The 15,549-nt window shown below is 64.8% G+C and carries 19 protein-coding genes; 7 read left to right on the forward strand and 12 right to left on the reverse strand.

Annotation, left to right across the window (positions count from 1 at the left end; genetic code table 11):
* Positions 1-37 precede the first annotated feature (37 nt).
* Positions 38-313 (forward strand): ribosomal protein L7/L12, encoded by a 276-nt coding sequence (locus tag OG203_RS36115; protein WP_405161682.1) that lies wholly within the window; start codon positions 38-40, stop codon positions 311-313.
* A gap of 4 nt (positions 314-317) precedes the next feature.
* On the opposite strand, the gene OG203_RS36120 is transcribed toward OG203_RS36115, so the two are convergent.
* Positions 318-770: an Lrp/AsnC family transcriptional regulator gene (locus tag OG203_RS36120; RefSeq protein WP_405161683.1), complete on the reverse strand. Its 453-nt coding sequence runs from the start codon at positions 768-770 to the stop codon at positions 318-320.
* Positions 771-879: 109 nt separating this feature from the next.
* Here OG203_RS36120 and OG203_RS36125 point away from each other — a divergent pair, with 109 nt between their 5' ends.
* The 3 genes from OG203_RS36125 to OG203_RS36135 all read left to right on the forward strand — a co-directional run bounded on the left by OG203_RS36125 (position 880) and on the right by OG203_RS36135 (position 2,846).
* The gene (locus tag OG203_RS36125) at positions 880-1,497 is read left to right on the forward strand and encodes a LysE family translocator (RefSeq protein ID WP_405161684.1); all 618 of its coding nucleotides are present in this window, start codon (positions 880-882) and stop codon (positions 1,495-1,497) included.
* 303 nt (positions 1,498-1,800) lie between these two features.
* Positions 1,801-2,523, forward strand: a complete 723-nt coding sequence (locus OG203_RS36130; protein WP_405161685.1) for a GNAT family N-acetyltransferase — start codon at positions 1,801-1,803, stop codon at positions 2,521-2,523.
* Between the two features lie 155 nt (positions 2,524-2,678).
* The gene (locus OG203_RS36135) at positions 2,679-2,846 is read left to right on the forward strand and encodes a hypothetical protein (RefSeq protein WP_405161686.1); all 168 of its coding nucleotides are present in this window, start codon (positions 2,679-2,681) and stop codon (positions 2,844-2,846) included.
* Positions 2,847-2,952: 106 nt separating this feature from the next.
* On the opposite strand, the gene OG203_RS36140 is transcribed toward OG203_RS36135, so the two are convergent.
* Positions 2,953-3,165 carry a DUF397 domain-containing protein gene (locus tag OG203_RS36140; protein ID WP_405161687.1) on the reverse strand — a complete coding sequence of 71 codons (213 nt, stop codon included), beginning with the start codon at positions 3,163-3,165 and terminating at the stop codon, positions 2,953-2,955.
* The gene (locus tag OG203_RS36145; RefSeq protein WP_405161688.1) at positions 3,162-4,259 is read right to left on the reverse strand and encodes a helix-turn-helix domain-containing protein; all 1,098 of its coding nucleotides are present in this window, start codon (positions 4,257-4,259) and stop codon (positions 3,162-3,164) included. The genes OG203_RS36140 and OG203_RS36145 overlap by 4 nt, the downstream gene beginning before the upstream one ends.
* 32 nt (positions 4,260-4,291) lie before the next feature.
* On the opposite strand from OG203_RS36145, the gene OG203_RS36150 reads away from it, so the two are divergent.
* Together OG203_RS36150 and OG203_RS36155 are read left to right on the forward strand one after the other, a co-directional pair.
* Entirely contained in the window at positions 4,292-4,753 is a 462-nt protein-coding gene (locus OG203_RS36150) for a DNA-directed RNA polymerase subunit beta (RefSeq protein WP_405161689.1), read from the forward strand.
* Complete coding sequence (locus OG203_RS36155; protein ID WP_405161690.1) at positions 4,747-5,193, forward strand: DUF4254 domain-containing protein; 447 nt, start codon at positions 4,747-4,749, stop codon at positions 5,191-5,193. Before OG203_RS36150 ends, OG203_RS36155 begins: the two co-directional genes overlap by 7 nt.
* A gap of 17 nt (positions 5,194-5,210) precedes the next feature.
* Here the strand turns inward: OG203_RS36155 and OG203_RS36160 are convergent, their stop codons facing one another.
* From OG203_RS36160 to OG203_RS36185, 6 genes are all read right to left on the reverse strand, one after another.
* On the reverse strand, positions 5,211-5,990 hold the full coding sequence (locus OG203_RS36160; RefSeq protein WP_405161691.1) for an ESX secretion-associated protein EspG: 780 nt from the start codon (positions 5,988-5,990) through the stop codon (positions 5,211-5,213).
* A gap of 2 nt (positions 5,991-5,992) precedes the next feature.
* Positions 5,993-7,309, reverse strand: coding sequence for a hypothetical protein (locus OG203_RS36165; protein WP_405161692.1), 1,317 nt, complete (start codon positions 7,307-7,309; stop codon positions 5,993-5,995).
* A complete protein-coding gene (locus OG203_RS36170) occupies positions 7,306-7,698 on the reverse strand; it encodes a hypothetical protein (protein WP_405161693.1) in 393 nt (130 codons plus the stop codon). The genes OG203_RS36165 and OG203_RS36170 overlap by 4 nt, the downstream gene beginning before the upstream one ends.
* Before the next feature lie 2 nt (positions 7,699-7,700).
* Positions 7,701-8,315, reverse strand: coding sequence for a DUF3558 domain-containing protein (locus tag OG203_RS36175; protein WP_405161694.1), 615 nt, complete (start codon positions 8,313-8,315; stop codon positions 7,701-7,703).
* Positions 8,316-8,695: 380 nt separating this feature from the next.
* Positions 8,696-9,511, reverse strand: coding sequence for a hypothetical protein (locus OG203_RS36180; protein WP_405161695.1), 816 nt, complete (start codon positions 9,509-9,511; stop codon positions 8,696-8,698).
* Between the two features lie 191 nt (positions 9,512-9,702).
* The gene (locus OG203_RS36185) at positions 9,703-10,080 is read right to left on the reverse strand and encodes a nuclear transport factor 2 family protein (protein ID WP_405161696.1); all 378 of its coding nucleotides are present in this window, start codon (positions 10,078-10,080) and stop codon (positions 9,703-9,705) included.
* Positions 10,081-10,609: 529 nt separating this feature from the next.
* Here OG203_RS36185 and mihF point away from each other — a divergent pair.
* Positions 10,610-10,924 carry an integration host factor, actinobacterial type gene (gene mihF / locus OG203_RS36190; RefSeq protein ID WP_029895202.1) on the forward strand — a complete coding sequence of 105 codons (315 nt, stop codon included), beginning with the start codon at positions 10,610-10,612 and terminating at the stop codon, positions 10,922-10,924.
* Between the two features lie 178 nt (positions 10,925-11,102).
* Here mihF and OG203_RS36195 read toward each other — a convergent pair whose 3' ends face one another.
* From OG203_RS36195 to OG203_RS36205, 3 genes are all read right to left on the reverse strand, one after another.
* Positions 11,103-11,633 carry a hypothetical protein gene (locus tag OG203_RS36195; protein ID WP_405161697.1) on the reverse strand — a complete coding sequence of 177 codons (531 nt, stop codon included), beginning with the start codon at positions 11,631-11,633 and terminating at the stop codon, positions 11,103-11,105.
* 79 nt (positions 11,634-11,712) lie between these two features.
* Positions 11,713-12,552, reverse strand: coding sequence for a formate dehydrogenase accessory sulfurtransferase FdhD (gene fdhD / locus OG203_RS36200; RefSeq protein ID WP_405161698.1), 840 nt, complete (start codon positions 12,550-12,552; stop codon positions 11,713-11,715).
* Positions 12,545-14,842, reverse strand: a complete 2,298-nt coding sequence (locus tag OG203_RS36205; protein WP_405161699.1) for an FdhF/YdeP family oxidoreductase — start codon at positions 14,840-14,842, stop codon at positions 12,545-12,547. The genes fdhD and OG203_RS36205 overlap by 8 nt, the downstream gene beginning before the upstream one ends.
* Positions 14,843-15,549 lie beyond the last annotated feature (707 nt).

Consider the following 15,549-nt stretch of genomic DNA (forward strand, 5'->3'; position numbering starts at 1 on the left):
GCTTTCGAGAGGCGGTGGCGGTCACTACGATTCGATCATGTTTGACAACCGCCGCCTCGAGCGGAAGATCGACGCGCTGAACTTCAAACTCGATCTGATCCTCCAGCACTTGGGGATCCAAGACCTACCTGTCACCACCGCGAAACCGATCCAGGTAGTGCCGACGACCGCACCGCCCGCAATCAGTTTCGCCGAGATCGACGAACTCTTGTTCCACGGCAAGAAGATTCAAGCCATCAAGGTCTATCGGGAGCTGACCGGCGCCGGTCTCAAAGAGGCCAAGGAAGCCGTCGAACGTCGCCAGCGATACTGATCGGTCACAACGGCACCGGTCGTTCGTGCACCACATGCTTCATCACCAGCGTCGACGTCAGGTGCTGCACGCCGGGTAGCGTGGCCAGCTTCTCGTCGTAAAGCTGTTGGAACGCAGGCAGATCCGCCGCGACGATGCGCAGCAGAAAATCCGGATCCCCGAACAGGCGCTGCGCCTGCAGCACATGCGGTATCTCCGCGACGGCCTGCTCGAACGCGGCGACGGTGCTGCGATCCTCCTGACGCATCGTCACGAAAACCAGCGCCTCGAATGTCAGCCCGACGGCCGCCGCGTCGACCAGCGCGCGATAGCCGCGGATCACCCCGGACCGCTCCAATTCCCGCAGCCGACGGTGGCACGGCGACAGGCTCAGCCGGACTCGGGCGGCGAGTTCGGTGATCGTCAAACGGCCGTCCTTTTGCAGCTCGGCAAGAATCTTCCTGTCAACGCGATCCATGGGGGAGATCCTTCCATATATCGCCGCTCAGCTGCGAAAACTTGGAATCACCTCCTTGATCAACTCGCCTATCCTTCCCTCGGGTATTGATTCGAAGGGAGAGTTCCGCATGGCTGTCGGGTACATCGCCGCGTTCTGGACGGTGTCGGTCCTGTTGATCCTCGTCCCCGGCGCGGACTGGGCATACGCGATCGCCGCCGGTCTGCGTGAGCGATCGGTGCTGCCCGCCGTCGGGGGATTGCTTCTGGGTTATGTCGCGTTGACCGCAGTGGTCGCGGCCGGAGTCGCGGCGGTGGTCGACCGGAATCCCGTTGTGCTGACCGTACTTACGGTGTTCGGCGGGCTGTACCTGATGTGGCTCGGCGGCACCACCCTGGCCAGCTCGACCACCCCCGCCGCCATGCCGGAGCAGACGAACCCATCCCCGTGGGGCACCAGCGTGCTGCGCGGTATCGGTATCAGCGGGCTGAACCCCAAGGCGATCCTGCTCTTCCTGGCACTGCTCCCGCAGTTCACCGACCGCACCGGCTCCTGGCCACTGGCCGCCCAGATCGGCACCCTCGGCCTGATCCACACGCTGAGCTGTGCGGCCATCTACCTGTGCGTCGGCGTCCTGGCCCGCACCGTCCTGCGCGCCCGCCCCACCGCCGCCCGCATCGTCACCCGCGTTTCCGGTGTCGCCATGCTCCTCATCGGCACGTTGCTGCTGGTAGAACGCCTGCTGTGAACGCGCCCGAAGAAGTTGGTAACGAATCGTCGCGGCCGACAGATGTATCTGTCGTGGAGTTCCTTTTGGTCGCCATCGCTGCTGCATACATTGCAGTCACCGACTTCATTGGTGGAGTAGCGGGCGCCCTCGGGTCCTCCGGTAGGTAGCTAGAAACTGGTCGCGGGTGAACACCTGCAGGCATCCGCGGCCCGTGCGTTCCCACTGCCCCAAGGTTGACCTCGAACCCAACCTTGGGGCAGTCGCATGTCCGGGATAGGTGCGGCGGTCGCGACCCGGCGATGGGCGAAGCAGAATGAGGGCATGTCGACGGACGCCGTGCTGGTCAGAGTTCGAGCGCTGTGGGAGGGGTTGGCCGCGGTGCCGGTTTCGTTCTCATCGGCAACCGGCGTGAGTGTGGTGGTGTCGCCTAGGGCGCTGATTTGCCCGCCGGGATGGATGGGTGTGGTTGCGCTGCAAGGGGAAGCGATTGTGACCGCGCCCAGTTCCGGTGCTGCGGTGGCGATTCGGGCCGCGGTCGCGAGGTTGTCGGCAGATGGGCTTGTCGATCCGGACTTGCTCGGGCGGGCGTTGCCCTTGGCGGAGGTGTTGGGTCCGGCTGCGTTGGCATACGTGGATGGGGACGGGTTCCGGCCTGTTTCGGCAGGTTCGCTGGCAGTCGAGCGTCTGGCCGTCGAGGATTCCGAACTGCGCCAGCTCCTGATGGTGGCCGGTGATCAGGATGCGGCGGAGAGTGGGTTGGACGAGATTACGTCTCCCGCGTTCGTCATTCGGGATGGTGGGAAGGTGATCGCTGCTGCCGGATACCGCGTCTGGCCGAGTCGGACCGCTCACCTCTGCGTGCTGACCGCGCCGGATCGGCGCGGTCAGGGCTTGGCTCGGGTGGCAGGGTCCGCGGCGGTGGCGCACGCACTCGAGGGGGGATTGCTGGCCCAGTGGCGGGCGCGGGCGTCGGAGTCGAGGCGGGTCGCCCTTGCACTGGGCTTTCGCGAACTCGGTGCTCAGCTCAGCGTCAGGTTGAGTTGAGCAGTGGCTGGCGGGGAGCCGGTCTGCGTTGACGAAAACTGTCCACTGAGACCGGACCTCGGCCAGCGGGGAACTGGATTCCGTTTGTGTTCCAAGATTGCGTTGTGACGCTCCGGCTCCACGTCAACCGCGACCGAACGTAGTAGAAAGGAAAGATGGGAAGGCAGGCAGTCGTCGTGCTCTACGTGCTCGCGCTGATCGCCGTCGTGGTCGGCGTGGACGTCCTGTTCTTCAGACACCAGTTCTGGGAGCGGCTGATAGTGAACATCGGAATCGTCCTGGTGTTCGGGGCCTTCTATTTCAGGTTCGTGAAGGGTTCTTGAGCGGGATCTCTGCGCCGCCGGTCCGAGCCTGATTGTCGCGAGCCTGGAGCAAAAGCCCTCGGGTGTCGCGTGCAGCGATCCGAGGGCTGTTCACTGGGGGATGCGTTCAGGGCTGTGGGCGGTTGAACTCTCCATCGGTCACTCCCGTGGTGAAGGTGTCCCACTCGTTGGGGGTGAAGATCAGTGCGGAACCGTTGGGGTTCTTGGAGTCTCGGACTCCGATCATGCCGTTCGCGAGGAACGCGACCTCTACGCAGTCGCCATCGGGGTTGCTGCGGCTGCTCTTGAACCATTCAGCGCCAGTTAGGTCGACGGTCACGCTAGATACTCCCTTGCTACCTGCCGGAACAGATTCCTGCTGGCTGTGGCATCCAACGCTGCGTGGCCGATGCCCTCGTACAAATCATCGTAGCGTCTGACATCCTCCGGTTTTTCGAGGTAGAGGTTGCCGATCGAGCTGCCCTCGATGAAGACCACCGTTGGCTCCACGGGCTCGTCGGCCGCAGTCATTCCGAAATCCAAGATCACAAACGGGCCGATGTATGCCCCGACAGGGAATCCAGCGCGGAAGGGGAGTACTTGGATTGTGACATTCGGCCGCGTACTGACGTCGGCGAGCCATTTGAGCTGTGCGGCCATGGTTCTCGGGCTGCCGGAGACACGGCGCAGCGCCGCCTCGCCGATCACGGCCTTGACCGTGGTGGGGTTGGTCTTGCGCGTCACTATGTTCTGCCGTTGCATCTTCAGTTGGATCCACCGGTCGTGCTCCGCCGCAGCGGCTTCCGGAAAGCGGAGTTCCGCCAGAGCGCGAAGGTAGTCGGGTGTCTGGAACTGGCCGGGTACCAATTCGGGATGGTAGGAGCGCAACTCGACCGCGGCCGATTCGAGGCCTACGAAGACATCGAAGTCCTTCGGTATGAGGTCACCGTATTCGTGCCACCAACTCTTGACGCTCGCCTGCCGGGCCAGCCCGATGAGCGCATCGACCAGCTCACCTGGCACCCCGTACAGATCGCACGCCGCCTGGATATCGCGCACCTTGATCCTGCTGTTCTGTCCGCGCTCCAGTCGTTGCAGACTGCTCGAACCCATCTCCAGTAGCTCGGCGGCTTTCTGCTGACTCATCCCCGCACGACTGCGCCACTCCGTCAGATATCGGCCGAGTTGCCTTCGCGGCAGGGTAGATCCGGTGTCCGGCATGAAGTCCTCCCCACTTCGGGCGGGCCGTTCGACCCGCGTCGGGTAGATCATGGCAACTGCCACGGGAGGTTTGCTGGGGATTCGGGGGACTTGTTTCGGGCCGCCCGAAGCCGCACACATCACCACCCTGGCAGGTGTTTTGTTGATGTGCGCCCGGTGAAGCGGCAGGGAGTCCACAGCAAACCTAGCAGCTTCGTTATCAGCCGGGCGCACCCTAGAACCGGCGATGCGAGTCGAGGCTTCTCATGGACAACCTGATGTTCGCGGACACACCAACTTCTCGCTGCACCTACTACCGGCGCACCTGCGGTCTACCCGCCGGAATCCACCCGGAGGTCGGCCGGATCATCCTGCGGACGGGCATCGTCGGCGCGATCACCATGCCCGCGCAGCTCGGTCAACGCGTTCGCGACGATATGTTGCACAACCGAATCACCCTCGGTCCCATCATTTCTCATCTGCGGTCGCGGCGCTGGACCTTTCTCTGCCGTCCCGACTTGCCGAACGACATGTCGCTGTTCGCGGAGTTGCTCCGCCTCAATGTCGCGCTCGTCCCGCCGGGGGCCGAGATCGCATTGCCCGCACCGATCGATAACCGCACCGGCCACCGCCACTGGATCGTCGCACCGCGCGACACCTTTCGCCCTTCCGGCTTGATCGTCCTGACCGCCTTGCGCTCCTGCACCACGAGGGGACCTCGGTGCTGACCGACCCGCTGCCACCGAAACATCAACTGCTGCAGGCATGTCGGGGTGAGGTGCCGATGGACCACCCATTGCTGCGGCTCGCGCGGGACCTGACCGACCTGCACGAGCAACGGTTGTGCGCCGACAGGGAGACTATCGCCGATCGCAGGCATATCGATGAAATCGACTTGCAGCGTGCCGGTTTGGTGCGTGACATCGATCGCTGGGTCACTCTGCAACTGCCGCCCTCGCATGGTGCCGCACACATCCATACCGAGACCCTCGGTGCCGTGATCGACCGGCTCGCGCAGTTCACCGCCTGCGCGTTCGCGGCCTTGGCAAGCTCGTCGCAGTGGGAGCTGGGTAATGCTTGGGAGCAACTCGCCGAATTAGCCGTCGGCTACGACGATTTGGCCGCTGAAGTATGCGCTGGGCGCAGGCGGCTGCCTGGCGGACCGTAACCGTCGACCTGCTGCCTTCACCACGTGGCTTTGGACTGCTCGTTTTCCATGCGGTAGTAGCGGCGGGTGAGGTCGAGGAGGCGGGCTATCTCGTTGGTCATCGAGGTGGGGCTCATGGGGGTGGCGACAATGGGGTCGCCGGATTTGATGTAGTAGCGGCCGTCGTCGGCGTAGTCGGTCCAGAGGAAGCCGCGACCATCGGTGGTCGGCCTGGAATCTACTGCGGGGCCAGGGAATACGGTGATCTCGCCGACGGCGGTGCGGTCGCGCTTGAACATGCGGTTGAGTTGTTCGTTGATGCTGACCTCGTTGGCGCGACGGCTGTAGCGCTGACGGTCGGCGGCGATCTCGTCCCTGCGGAAACTGACCGCTGGATGGGTGCCAGCCTGGGCCTTCGGCAGTGCGGCCACTGTCGCGGCGGCCACCTCGCTCGGTGCGCACAAACCCATGATCACGTCGCCGCCGGTGTCTTCGGCAGTGCCGGGCAGCTGGATGAGGGTGGCGCCGGACCCATTTCGGACCGCACCGTGGAATCGGAATACCGCAGCGAGGCCAGAGCCGCCGAAACCCTTGGATTCGATGCGTGTTTCGGGCTCCAGTAACGTCGACAAGGCGAGTTCCAGGTTCTCGGAATACTGGCCGAGAAGTGCCTGGACTGCCGACTCCCGTTGCCGCACAAGGTCATCCCAGTCGACCGCGGTGGTTGGGCGGAATGCCAGCGGATAGGGCAGGCGGTCGCGACCGTAGGCCGACCAGAGGATGTCGAACTCCTGGCCGGTGAATCTCCAACTGCGCACGCTCAGTCTTCCCCGATCACCGGGGGTACGGCCTTATTCGGCGCGCCTAGAAGTTCCTCGGACCAGTCGCCGATCAAGTAATCCTTGGTCTGGTGCGTCTTCTCCTCGTCGTCCTTCTTGCCTCCGGCGCCACCCATCGGCATGCCGCTCGATCCGGGGCGGCCCGCAGTCCCGGTGCCGGTCTTGGCGGCTAGTGGGGTCACGGCGCCTGGTTGTTGCGGGCTGCCGGGGATGCTGCGGCCAGGGGCTGGTGTGCCGGGAGTGCTTGGGGTGCCCGGACTTCCGGGGCTGCCGGGTGAACGCGTTGTCGTCGGGGAGCCCGGAGTCGTGCTGCGGCTGGGTACCGGAGTCGACAGCGGTGTGGTGCCCGGCGTGGGCTGGTTCGTCGTGCTCGCCGGGGTGGTGCTCGACGTCGACGTGGGATTGCTTGCCTGCGTGGTGGATTGGGGTGTCGTACTGGAGGGGTTCGTCTGTGGGTTATTGCTGGCCGCTTGAGTGGGCGAATTCTGATCCTGGTTCGGATCACCGGACTTGTCGCCCGGCTTGTCACCGGGCTTCTCGTCGGTCGAAGTCGGGTTGTCCTGCTTCGGCTGATCGCCGGGGCCGGAGGGGGTCTGCGAGCCCGGTGCAGGGGAGGGGGTGGGACCTGGCTGATTCGGATCGTTCACCAGGGTCGGACTGTTCGGCACGATGGGAACGCCGTTATCGGTCTGGTTCGCGACCTGCCAGTACACCGTGCGCAGCACCCGCCGCGCCTCCGCCGTCGCCTCAGTTTGGTTGTGGTCGTCGACCTTCAGCACGCCCTCGCTAGGGAGGGTCTTGCCGCGCAGATCGGGGCTGCTGTCGCCCTCTCGGGGCATCAGGGCCTGGGTTTGGTGCAGGCCGGTGTAGAGCTCGTTGAGCTTTACCGAGATGAGTTCACTGGCCAGCGTGAGTTGCTGTGACTGGTCGACGTACCTGCCGACCGACTGCACCGCCTGATCGGCCGCCTGGCCTCGCCATCCGTTCGCGACGGTCGCCTTGATCGCATCACCGAACGAATGCGACTTCTCCCGGAAAGTGGCGCTGATGTTCTGCCACATCTGCGAGGCATCCCATGCCTGACCGGGCTTCATCGCCTCGACCTTGCTGACCAGATCTTTCAGCGTGCCGGTCTCGATCGCGTAGAGATCCTGGCCGGGATCCGTAATCGACGGCGGGTCATAGCCCTGCTCGAGCTCCTGTGCGAGCTTGCTGCGGTGCGAGTAGATCGCGGTGCGATCGTCGTTCCACTGCTGCTGTGCCGCGATGATCCGTGATTGGTAGTCGTCCTGACTCATGAGCCGCCCTCCCCAGGGACGTCGATTGCCGCGATCTTCTGACTATTGGACTCGTCGACCGCTTGGTAGTTCGCGATGGCCTTGGCGAATACTTGGCGCATCAATTGGACTTCTTCGATGTGGGTTTGGATCGACGTGTCGATCGATGTGTCCCCACCCGTGGCCTTCTGCTGGAACTTATGCTCGAGGATCGGACCTGACGGCATGGCTCCGAAACCGGCCACCGTCCTGACTCGGAACGTCGACTTGCGGATGTCATCCAGGTCGTCCAAGTAGGTTTGGCATTTGGCGTCCAGGTCTTTACCAACATCAGGACTCAGCTGCAATTCACCGGCGTTCGCCGAGTCCAACAGCTTCTGCCAATCCGCCTTACCTTCAGCAGCCGCCACGGTCAGCTCCCTCCCTTGGGCAGAAACTTGGCTAAATCGGTGGCGTGGCGAAGCGCTTCATCGCAGGGCTCGCCGAGCCTGCCAACCGAGAGTCTCGTTGTGACAGCGAAAAGGACCGAACCCTTAGCCGTCCCTTGTGGGACTTCCACGGCGACGCCGCAATCTAGACGTTTATCGTCGCCTACGTTCGTGTAGCGCAAAGCGGGACGGTCAGCGACGGTCAGCTGCGTGAATCCCTCGAAGTCGGTCCGTTGCTGGAACTGCTGGAGCGTCACGATCGACGACATCACTGACAGGTCGTACCAACGAGCGGATGAGCGCCAGCCACAGACCTTCCAGCCAGTAGGATCTACTCCAGCAACGTCCTTGTCTTTCGTGTCCGCGTTCAGCCCGTCAGTCCGCAGCGCATCGTCGGGCAGCGCCGTGCACGGATCCCAAATCGCCGCATCCGGATCCTTCGACCCCGACGGCGTCGCACTCGCACTGCTCGCACCCGTCGAACTCGGCCCCCCGCTCGCCGTAGGCGACCCACCAGTCGTCTTCTGACACCCCGCCAACACCAGCACAACACCCACTACCAGGGCGATACCGCGCAGCTTGTTCCCCCTGCTCGTCATCCGTTCCCCTAATCGCCGGTGGCTGAAGTCCATCCGAGGTGGATGCGTCCCGGTGCCCACCCCCGTTACCTGGGCAAACCGTACCGCCGACTACTCGCGGGTCGCAACAACATGTGCCCATTTCGCGTGCGATCGGCGGTTCTCAGCGGGATTCGCGAGTGTCGGCTCGATCGGGCTCGGCGTGTATTCACGAGACACGCGGCACTCTCGGTATCCGGCTGAGCCGTCGCCTCGATGCCCGCCTGTCGTCCAGTCAGATCTGGACCGACCACGGGTTGCGAATCGGGCGTAAACGACGTGCGGAAGCGCCCAGCAAACCGTTGCCGGTCACCGGAACCAGGCGGCTCGAGCCAACAGAAGACTGGCCGCCGCCTAAGCAATCACCCGCGCGTAGCCCCGAGCAACGTGCTGTCATACGTTGGCCGCGGCCGATCAGGATTCTCCCGAATGTGCTCGGTAGCGCGCGTGATCGCCTGGCTGTACCGCGCACTCGCCGCGTTGTGCGTCAGCAACGCGACACCGATCATCATCGGCGCGACCGCGTGCACGCCAGCATCGAACCATCGCGCGTCCCGCACATGCGGGTACGTGTTCAACCCGATCGTCAACGCCAGCAGCACGATTTCGGCGGCGACGACCTGGCTGCGGCTGTTCAGCACGCCCCATTCGGCGAGCTTGCTGGTGCCGATCATGATGATCACCAGACAGACGCTGATCATCGCCTCGACCAGGTAGCTGAACCAGTACAGCGGATCGGTGACACCGTCGGGCGCGATGTTGTGCTGCACGTTGACCGCGGACCACAGCATGCCCGCGATCACCACGCCGGCCAGCGCGCGCAGCGACCACGCGCGGTGCCGGTAGAGCGAGGCGAGCTGGGCGTGCGGGCTGGACTCGCGGCGCTGGGCGGCAATGGCTTTGCGTGCCATCAGCAGGTCGCGGATGTCGGCCTTTTCGATGGCTTCTTTGGTCTGCCTCGCGCGGTCGGCGGCGTTGGAGACAGCCTCGGCGTACTTCCAGCGCTGCCCGCGGTCCTGGGTGCGGATGCGCTCGGCCAGTTCACGTTCGGCTTCCAGCTCGTCCTCGGCGAGTGCCTCGGTCAGCGCGGGATCGAACTGGTAGGCCAGCCGGCCGCGGGCCCGCTCGACCCGCCTTGCCAACTGCGCGACTTCGTCGAAGGAGTGTTCCTCGGGCATGCGGCTCCAAAAGTGGATGGGCTGAACGGAACTCGACAAATCGGGAGATGCCGGGCTGCCCGATCACCGGGAGCTGGGTAGTAGCTCGCTGCGAGGGTAGCGGACAGGTGGCGTCGACACCTACTCTTCATAGTCGATTCCGCGCGCCGGGGACACGCTGAAGCGTTATCTGCGCCGAAAACCCCGGCGAGTCACTCGGGCTCGATGGTCATGTCTTGCTGGCTCCAATAGGCGCGCATCCGCGTGATCTTGCCCGCGTCGTCGAATTCCATCACATCGATGGGCCGCACGGTGAAGCGTTGACCGCCCATCCGGGTGACCATGGTGAACATGAAAGCGGCCTCGTTGCCGACGATGCGCACAGCCTCCGGCCGCAGTTCGGTGTCCCGGTCGAGCGCGGCGATCACGTCGTAGAACTCGCGGATCGCGGCGTGCCCGTTCCTGACCGGGGTGCCGACAGGGTCCTCGACGGTCGCGTCGGGCGCGTAGAGCTCGACGATGGCCTCGGTCGGGCCCGCGCCGACCAGCTTGACGTACTGCTCGACCACATCGCGGATCTGCTTGGTCATCGAAACTCCTGCCGAATTGGAACGTGTTCTAATTCGGCACAGTATCAGCACGCTTGCGGGGGCGGTCAAGGATCGGTTCCGCGCTGACATTGCGCGCTCAACGGCGATCTCTGTGGCTCGGGCCGTTGGGAATCCCCCCGAAAGTTGGTATGCCCCCGCAGTCGCTGTGCTGTTGTCGGCATCGGCGTAATGGGACACGGTGACGATCGGAAAACCCGATCGCGCCCGGTGCCGGGGATCGTCATTGATCCCCCGTGGTTCGTCGTTGAACCTTTATCCCGCGCTGATGCTTTCGTAGATTCTGTCGCTCCGACCGGCAAACGTGTTACCGCCGATCCGCCCAGCGGAACAAAGGCGGTTTTTGTCCTTTTTGCCCGCTGGTTACTGCTTTCGACGGCCTCGAGCCAGGAAACTCATCGCTAACTCCGCCGAACCGGTCCCGGTGTGTCGGCCTTGCGCTGCCGGTGGAGTGCTGTTTACTCGGTCCGGTCAACCAGATGTTCGAGTGACGAGTGGAAGCGGAGGAGACATGGCACTGCCTACCATGACCGCGGAGCAGCGCACTGAAGCGTTGGCCAAAGCGGCAGCGGTCCGCAAGGCGCGCTCCGAACTGATCGGCAAGGTGAAGGCGGGCAAGGTTTCGGTCGCCGACCTGCTGAAGAAGGCCGACTCAGATGAGCTGGTCAAGAAGACCAAGGTCGCCGCGGTGATCAAGGCTCTGCCCGGTGTCGGACCGGTGAAGGCCGCCAAGTTGATGGATCAGGCGGAGATCCCGGAGGATCGTCGTATCGGTGGGCTCGGCGCACGTCAGCGTGCGGCGTTGCTCGACGCCCTCAAGGACTGACGAAGTACAGTTCGCGGTTGATCTAACCGGGGAACGAAACCTCACGTCGGTGGCGCGGCTTTGCCTCGCGACGGACCGCCTGCTCGCGGTCCGGACCACGTAGCTCAGCCCCCAGCCGCACAGACAGTTCAAACGCCCCACAGCGCCTAGACGGGCTGTGGGGCGTTGTCGTTACCGCTCAGCGTCGGCGCCGCGGGAATCTGAGGTGGAACGGCGCCGGATCGGACATCGGGATATCGCCGCGTGGCGGGAGAACCAGGCAGGCGATCCCGAGGGCGATCAGCAGGGCGGCGGCGATGAGGCTGAGGACGACACTGACACCGCTCATATCCGCGGGCATATGGAAGGCGTGGTAGACGAAATGCGGCAGGCTGAAGACCAGCCAGCCGATGCCAGCGATGCGCGCGGCGGCGGTGGTGTTGAGGACGAGAGCCGCGATGGTCACCGCGGTGAGGGCCAGAAAGAACGCGCCGACATCGGCCACGAGGTGATGGTTGTACGGGCCGTCGGCGGCGATCCAGTGCATGCCGAAGCCGGGAAAGCTGGTGTACCAGGAGTGCGGCGCGATGGTCGCCCACAACCCGATGACGGCGCCCTGAACGGCCAAGACCGCCAAGATGATTCGAGTGATCAGCAGGCGGCGGCGGTACTGTTCGAACCGCATCCGCACGCGTAGCCCCTCCTGCGTGCCCTCCACCGAAATCCGCATCGGTCTCTCCGTTCCCGCCGAACCGCTCCGATTACGTGCTGTCACGGTAAATCGGACGTCCGGTCCGGGCAAGAGGTGATCAGGCCAGCAACGATGTCGCGTTCGGGGTGGTGACGATCCGATCCGGATGGCTGTAGACGTTCATCGTCTCGCCGCGCAGGAAAGCGGCCAGGGTCAGCCCGGCCTCGGTCGCGAGATCGACCGCGAGCGAACTGGGCGCGGAGACGGCGCCGAGCATCGCGATGCCCGCCATCGCCGCCTTCTGCACCAGCTCGAAGGAGGCACGCCCGCTGACGATGAGCACCAGATCGCGTGCGGGGACCAGGTTTTGCCGCAGCGCCCAGCCGATCACCTTGTCCACGGCGTTGTGTCGGCCGATGTCCTCGCGTACTGCGAGCACCTCGCCGTCCGCGGTGAACAGGCCCGCCGCGTGCAGGCCGCCGGTCGCCTCGAAGAGGAATTGCTTGCTGCGCAATGTATCCGGCATGCCAGCCAGCACCTGCGTGTCCACTACCGGCCCGCCGTCGGCGATCGGGTATCTGGTGAGGGTGCGGACTTCGTCGAGTGCCGTTTTGCCGCACAGTCCGCAGGCGCCGGTGGTCAGGAAGTTGCGCGGCCGCATCGGCACCGGGTTGCGCAGCGTGAGGTCGAGGACGTTGTAGGTTTGGCGGCCGTCGTCGTCGGTGCCCGCGCAGTAGCGGGCGGCCATGATCTCCTCGGCGACGCCGATCATGCCCTCGCTCAACAGGAATCCGTGCACCAGGTCGACATCGTTGCCCGGGGTGCGCATGGTGACGGCCAGTGATTCGCCGCCGATCCGGATTTCGAGTGGCTCTTCGACGGCCAGGGTGTCGGGGCGTTGGATCTCACCCGTCGGCGAGATCCGGCGCATTCTGCGGCGGGCGGTCACTCTACTCATGGCTGGCCCGTTCGAGTCTGATGGTCACCGACTTGGATACCGGTGTATTCGACCTTGCCGCGACATGGTCAAGGGGGACAAGGGGATTCGTCTCTGGGTAGTAGGCCGCGGCGTTGCCGCGCGGGGTCGGGTAGGCGATGAGCCGGAAACCCTTGACGCTGCGTTCGGTTCCGTCGGTCCATTCCGAGATCACGTCGACGAGTTCGTCTTCCACGAAGCCGAGGGCGGTGATGTCGTCGGGATGCACCAGTACCACTTTGCGGCCGCCGTGCACGCCGCGGTAGCGGTCGTCGAGGCCGTAGATGGTGGTGTTGTACTGGTCGTGGCTGCGCAGGGTTTGCAGGATCAGTTTGCCTTCGGGGACCGGGGTCCAGGTGAGGTCGTTCACCGCGAAGTTGGCTTTGCCGGTGCTGGTGCGGAATTCGCGATTGTCCCGAGGCGGGTGCGGTAGGACGAAACCGTTGCGGGCGCGCACCCGGGTGTTGTAGTCGGTGCAGCCGGGCACGACCCGGGAGATCGCGTCGCGGATGGTGTCGTAGTCGCCACGGAAGCGCGCCCACGGGACCGGGTGGTCCGCGCCGAACAGGGTCAGTGCCAGCTCGCAGACGATGGCGATCTCGCTGCGCAGGTACTTGCTGACGGGCTTGAGCCGACCGGTGGACAGATGCACCATCGACATCGAATCCTCCACCGACACCTGCTGTTTCGTGCCGTCGCGCAGGTCCTGATCGGTGCGGCCGAGGGTGGGCAGGATCAGCGCGGTCTTGCCGTGCACGACGTGGCTGCGGTTGAGTTTCGTCGAAACCTGTACCGTCAGCGCGCAATTGCGGAGTGCGGCCTCGGTAACCGCGGTGTCCGGGGTGGCCGAGACGAAATTGCCGCCCATGCCGAGGAACACCGCCGCCCGGCCATCGCGCATGGCGCGGATCGCGTCGACGGTGTCGAAGCCGTGCTTGCGGGGGCTGGTGATGCCGAATTCCTTGTCAAGCGCGTCGAGGAACGCGTCGGGCATCTTCTCCCAGATGCCCATGGTGCGATCGCCCTGGACGTTCGAATGCCCGCGCACCGGGCAGACGCCCGCGCCCGGCTTGCCGATCATGCCGCGCAGCAGCAGCAGGTTCGTCGCCTCCTCGATGGTAGCGACGCCGTGCGCCTGCTGGGTGAGGCCCATGGCCCAGCAGATGATGATGTTCTTCGATTCGGCGAATTGCTTTGCGGTGCGGTCGAGTTCGGCCTGAGTGAGGCCGGTCGCCTGCAGTACTGTGTCGAAATCGACCGCGCGGACCTGCTTTTCGTACTCGGCGAATCCGGCACAGTGCGCGTCGACGAACTCCTGGTCGACCACGGTGCCCGGCGCGCGGTCCTCGGCCTCGAACAGCAGCCTGCCGAGGGCCTGGAACAGCGCCATGTCGCCGCCGAGGCGGATCTGCAGGAAGTGGTCGGCGATGGAGACGCCGGTGGTGAAGCCCTTGACGGTCTGCGGATCGCGGAAGCCGAGCAGGCCGGTCTCTGGCAGCGGGTTGATCGCGATGATCTTCGCGCCCTTGGTTTTCGCGTCGGCCAGCGCGCTTAGCATGCGCGGATGGTTGGTGCCGGGGTTCTGGCCAGCGACGATGATCAGGTCGGCGGCGGCGAAGTCGTCGATCGAGACCGAACCCTTGCCTATGCCGATCGAGCTGGTCAGCGCGGCGCCCGAGGATTCGTGGCACATGTTCGAACAGTCCGGCAGGTTGTTCGTGCCGAAACTGCGGACAAGCAGCTGGTAAAGGAACGCGGTCTCGTTGCTGGTGCGGCCGGAGGTGTAGAAGACGGCCTCGTCGGGAGAAGTCAAGGCGCCCAAGTGATCCGCGACCAAACGGTAGGCGTCGTCCCAGGCGATGGGGGAGTAGTGGGTGTCGCCGGGGTGCAGCACCATCGGGTGCGTCAGCCTGCCCTGCTGGCCGAGCCAGTAACCCGACTTGTCCGCCAGCTCGTCGATCGAATGGGCGGCGAAGAACTCCGGCGTGACCGTGCGCAGCGTCGCCTCCTCGGCGACCGCCTTCGCGCCGTTCTCACAGAACTCGGCCGGGCGGCGATGGCCGGTCGGCTCCGGCCACGCACAACCGGGACAGTCGAAGCCGTGCACCTGATTGACCCGAGCGAGGGTGCGGGCGGTGCGGATCACGCCCATCTCCTCGACCGCGCGTTTCATCGACACCGCGACCGCGGTGACACCCGCGGCCTGCTCTTTCGGCGCGGTCACGCTCAGCGCGGACTCATCGATATCCTCGGTCGGCCCATTACGGTGCATAGTTCGTATTGTCCTCTTCGCGCTGTCTGAGTCGGGCAGGGGACCAGCTACCTCGATGGTATGCACTCGGGGAGATACGGGCGCGGCACACGCGCTGACCCTAATGGGTGCACGGTATCGGTGCGCGTCCCCAGATCGACGCGCTAGCTCGGGGATAGCCCCTGGAATGGGCTCATCCGAGTTGGCTCCGCATTGGCACACACGGCCTTACGATGCTAGAGATCGCACGCAGGATGGGCGCGGTCGTACGGAGTCCGCCATCGAACCGGGCAGGGTCGGAGCGACGGCGGCGGTACGCCTAGCGAGAGCATGGCCGATGGGGACGCTGGCACCAATTGCTGCGCGTGCTGGCGCAATGCGTCGGCAGGTGGGGCACAGGCGCGCGGGTCGGGTGGGCATGGGGGTTCTGTGTTGGGTTGTGCTGCTTGGTTTTCCGGGAGCGGCCGCTGTTGGGGATCCAGGTTCGGTAGGGCCAACGTCCGCGGTAGCTGAGCCGCAGAGGATGCCGCCGGATGGCGGGCTGAACGATATCGGGACTCGCAATGCGTCCGCGGAACGGCAGTTGGCCAGTCCGCTGCCATCGCAGGCTGGTGGCGGGATACGCGAGGGGTCAGTGCCGCTCGCTGGTGCGCAGCAACCTCTGGCTCCGCCGACGCAGGATGGTGGTGGGCAGCTGGTGCTTGTTCTGAATCGTCGAGCGTATGAGC

Source organism: Nocardia sp. NBC_01499, from assembly GCF_045040275.1.
Taxonomy (GTDB): domain Bacteria; phylum Actinomycetota; class Actinomycetes; order Mycobacteriales; family Mycobacteriaceae; genus Nocardia.

What these genes read in the sequence shown, in the direction of transcription:
- fdhD (WP_405161698.1), bottom strand. Translation starts at nt 12,552, where the DNA reads ATGAGTAGAGTGACCGCCCGCCGCAGAATGCGCCGGATCTCGCCGACG.
- OG203_RS36175 (WP_405161694.1), bottom strand. Translation starts at nt 8,315, where the DNA reads ATGACGAGCAGGGGGAACAAGCTGCGCGGTATCGCCCTGGTAGTGGGT.
- OG203_RS36205 (WP_405161699.1), bottom strand. Translation starts at nt 14,842, where the DNA reads ATGCACCGTAATGGGCCGACCGAGGATATCGATGAGTCCGCGCTGAGC.
- OG203_RS36115 (WP_405161682.1), top strand. Translation starts at nt 38, where the DNA reads ATGTTTGACAACCGCCGCCTCGAGCGGAAGATCGACGCGCTGAACTTC.
- OG203_RS36180 (WP_405161695.1), bottom strand. Translation starts at nt 9,511, where the DNA reads ATGCCCGAGGAACACTCCTTCGACGAAGTCGCGCAGTTGGCAAGGCGG.
- OG203_RS36125 (WP_405161684.1), top strand. Translation starts at nt 880, where the DNA reads ATGGCTGTCGGGTACATCGCCGCGTTCTGGACGGTGTCGGTCCTGTTG.
- mihF (WP_029895202.1), top strand. Translation starts at nt 10,610, where the DNA reads ATGGCACTGCCTACCATGACCGCGGAGCAGCGCACTGAAGCGTTGGCC.
- OG203_RS36185 (WP_405161696.1), bottom strand. Translation starts at nt 10,080, where the DNA reads ATGACCAAGCAGATCCGCGATGTGGTCGAGCAGTACGTCAAGCTGGTC.
- OG203_RS36195 (WP_405161697.1), bottom strand. Translation starts at nt 11,633, where the DNA reads ATGCGGATTTCGGTGGAGGGCACGCAGGAGGGGCTACGCGTGCGGATG.
- OG203_RS36165 (WP_405161692.1), bottom strand. Translation starts at nt 7,309, where the DNA reads ATGAGTCAGGACGACTACCAATCACGGATCATCGCGGCACAGCAGCAG.
- OG203_RS36120 (WP_405161683.1), bottom strand. Translation starts at nt 770, where the DNA reads ATGGATCGCGTTGACAGGAAGATTCTTGCCGAGCTGCAAAAGGACGGC.
- OG203_RS36130 (WP_405161685.1), top strand. Translation starts at nt 1,801, where the DNA reads ATGTCGACGGACGCCGTGCTGGTCAGAGTTCGAGCGCTGTGGGAGGGG.
- OG203_RS36150 (WP_405161689.1), top strand. Translation starts at nt 4,292, where the DNA reads ATGGACAACCTGATGTTCGCGGACACACCAACTTCTCGCTGCACCTAC.
- OG203_RS36135 (WP_405161686.1), top strand. Translation starts at nt 2,679, where the DNA reads ATGGGAAGGCAGGCAGTCGTCGTGCTCTACGTGCTCGCGCTGATCGCC.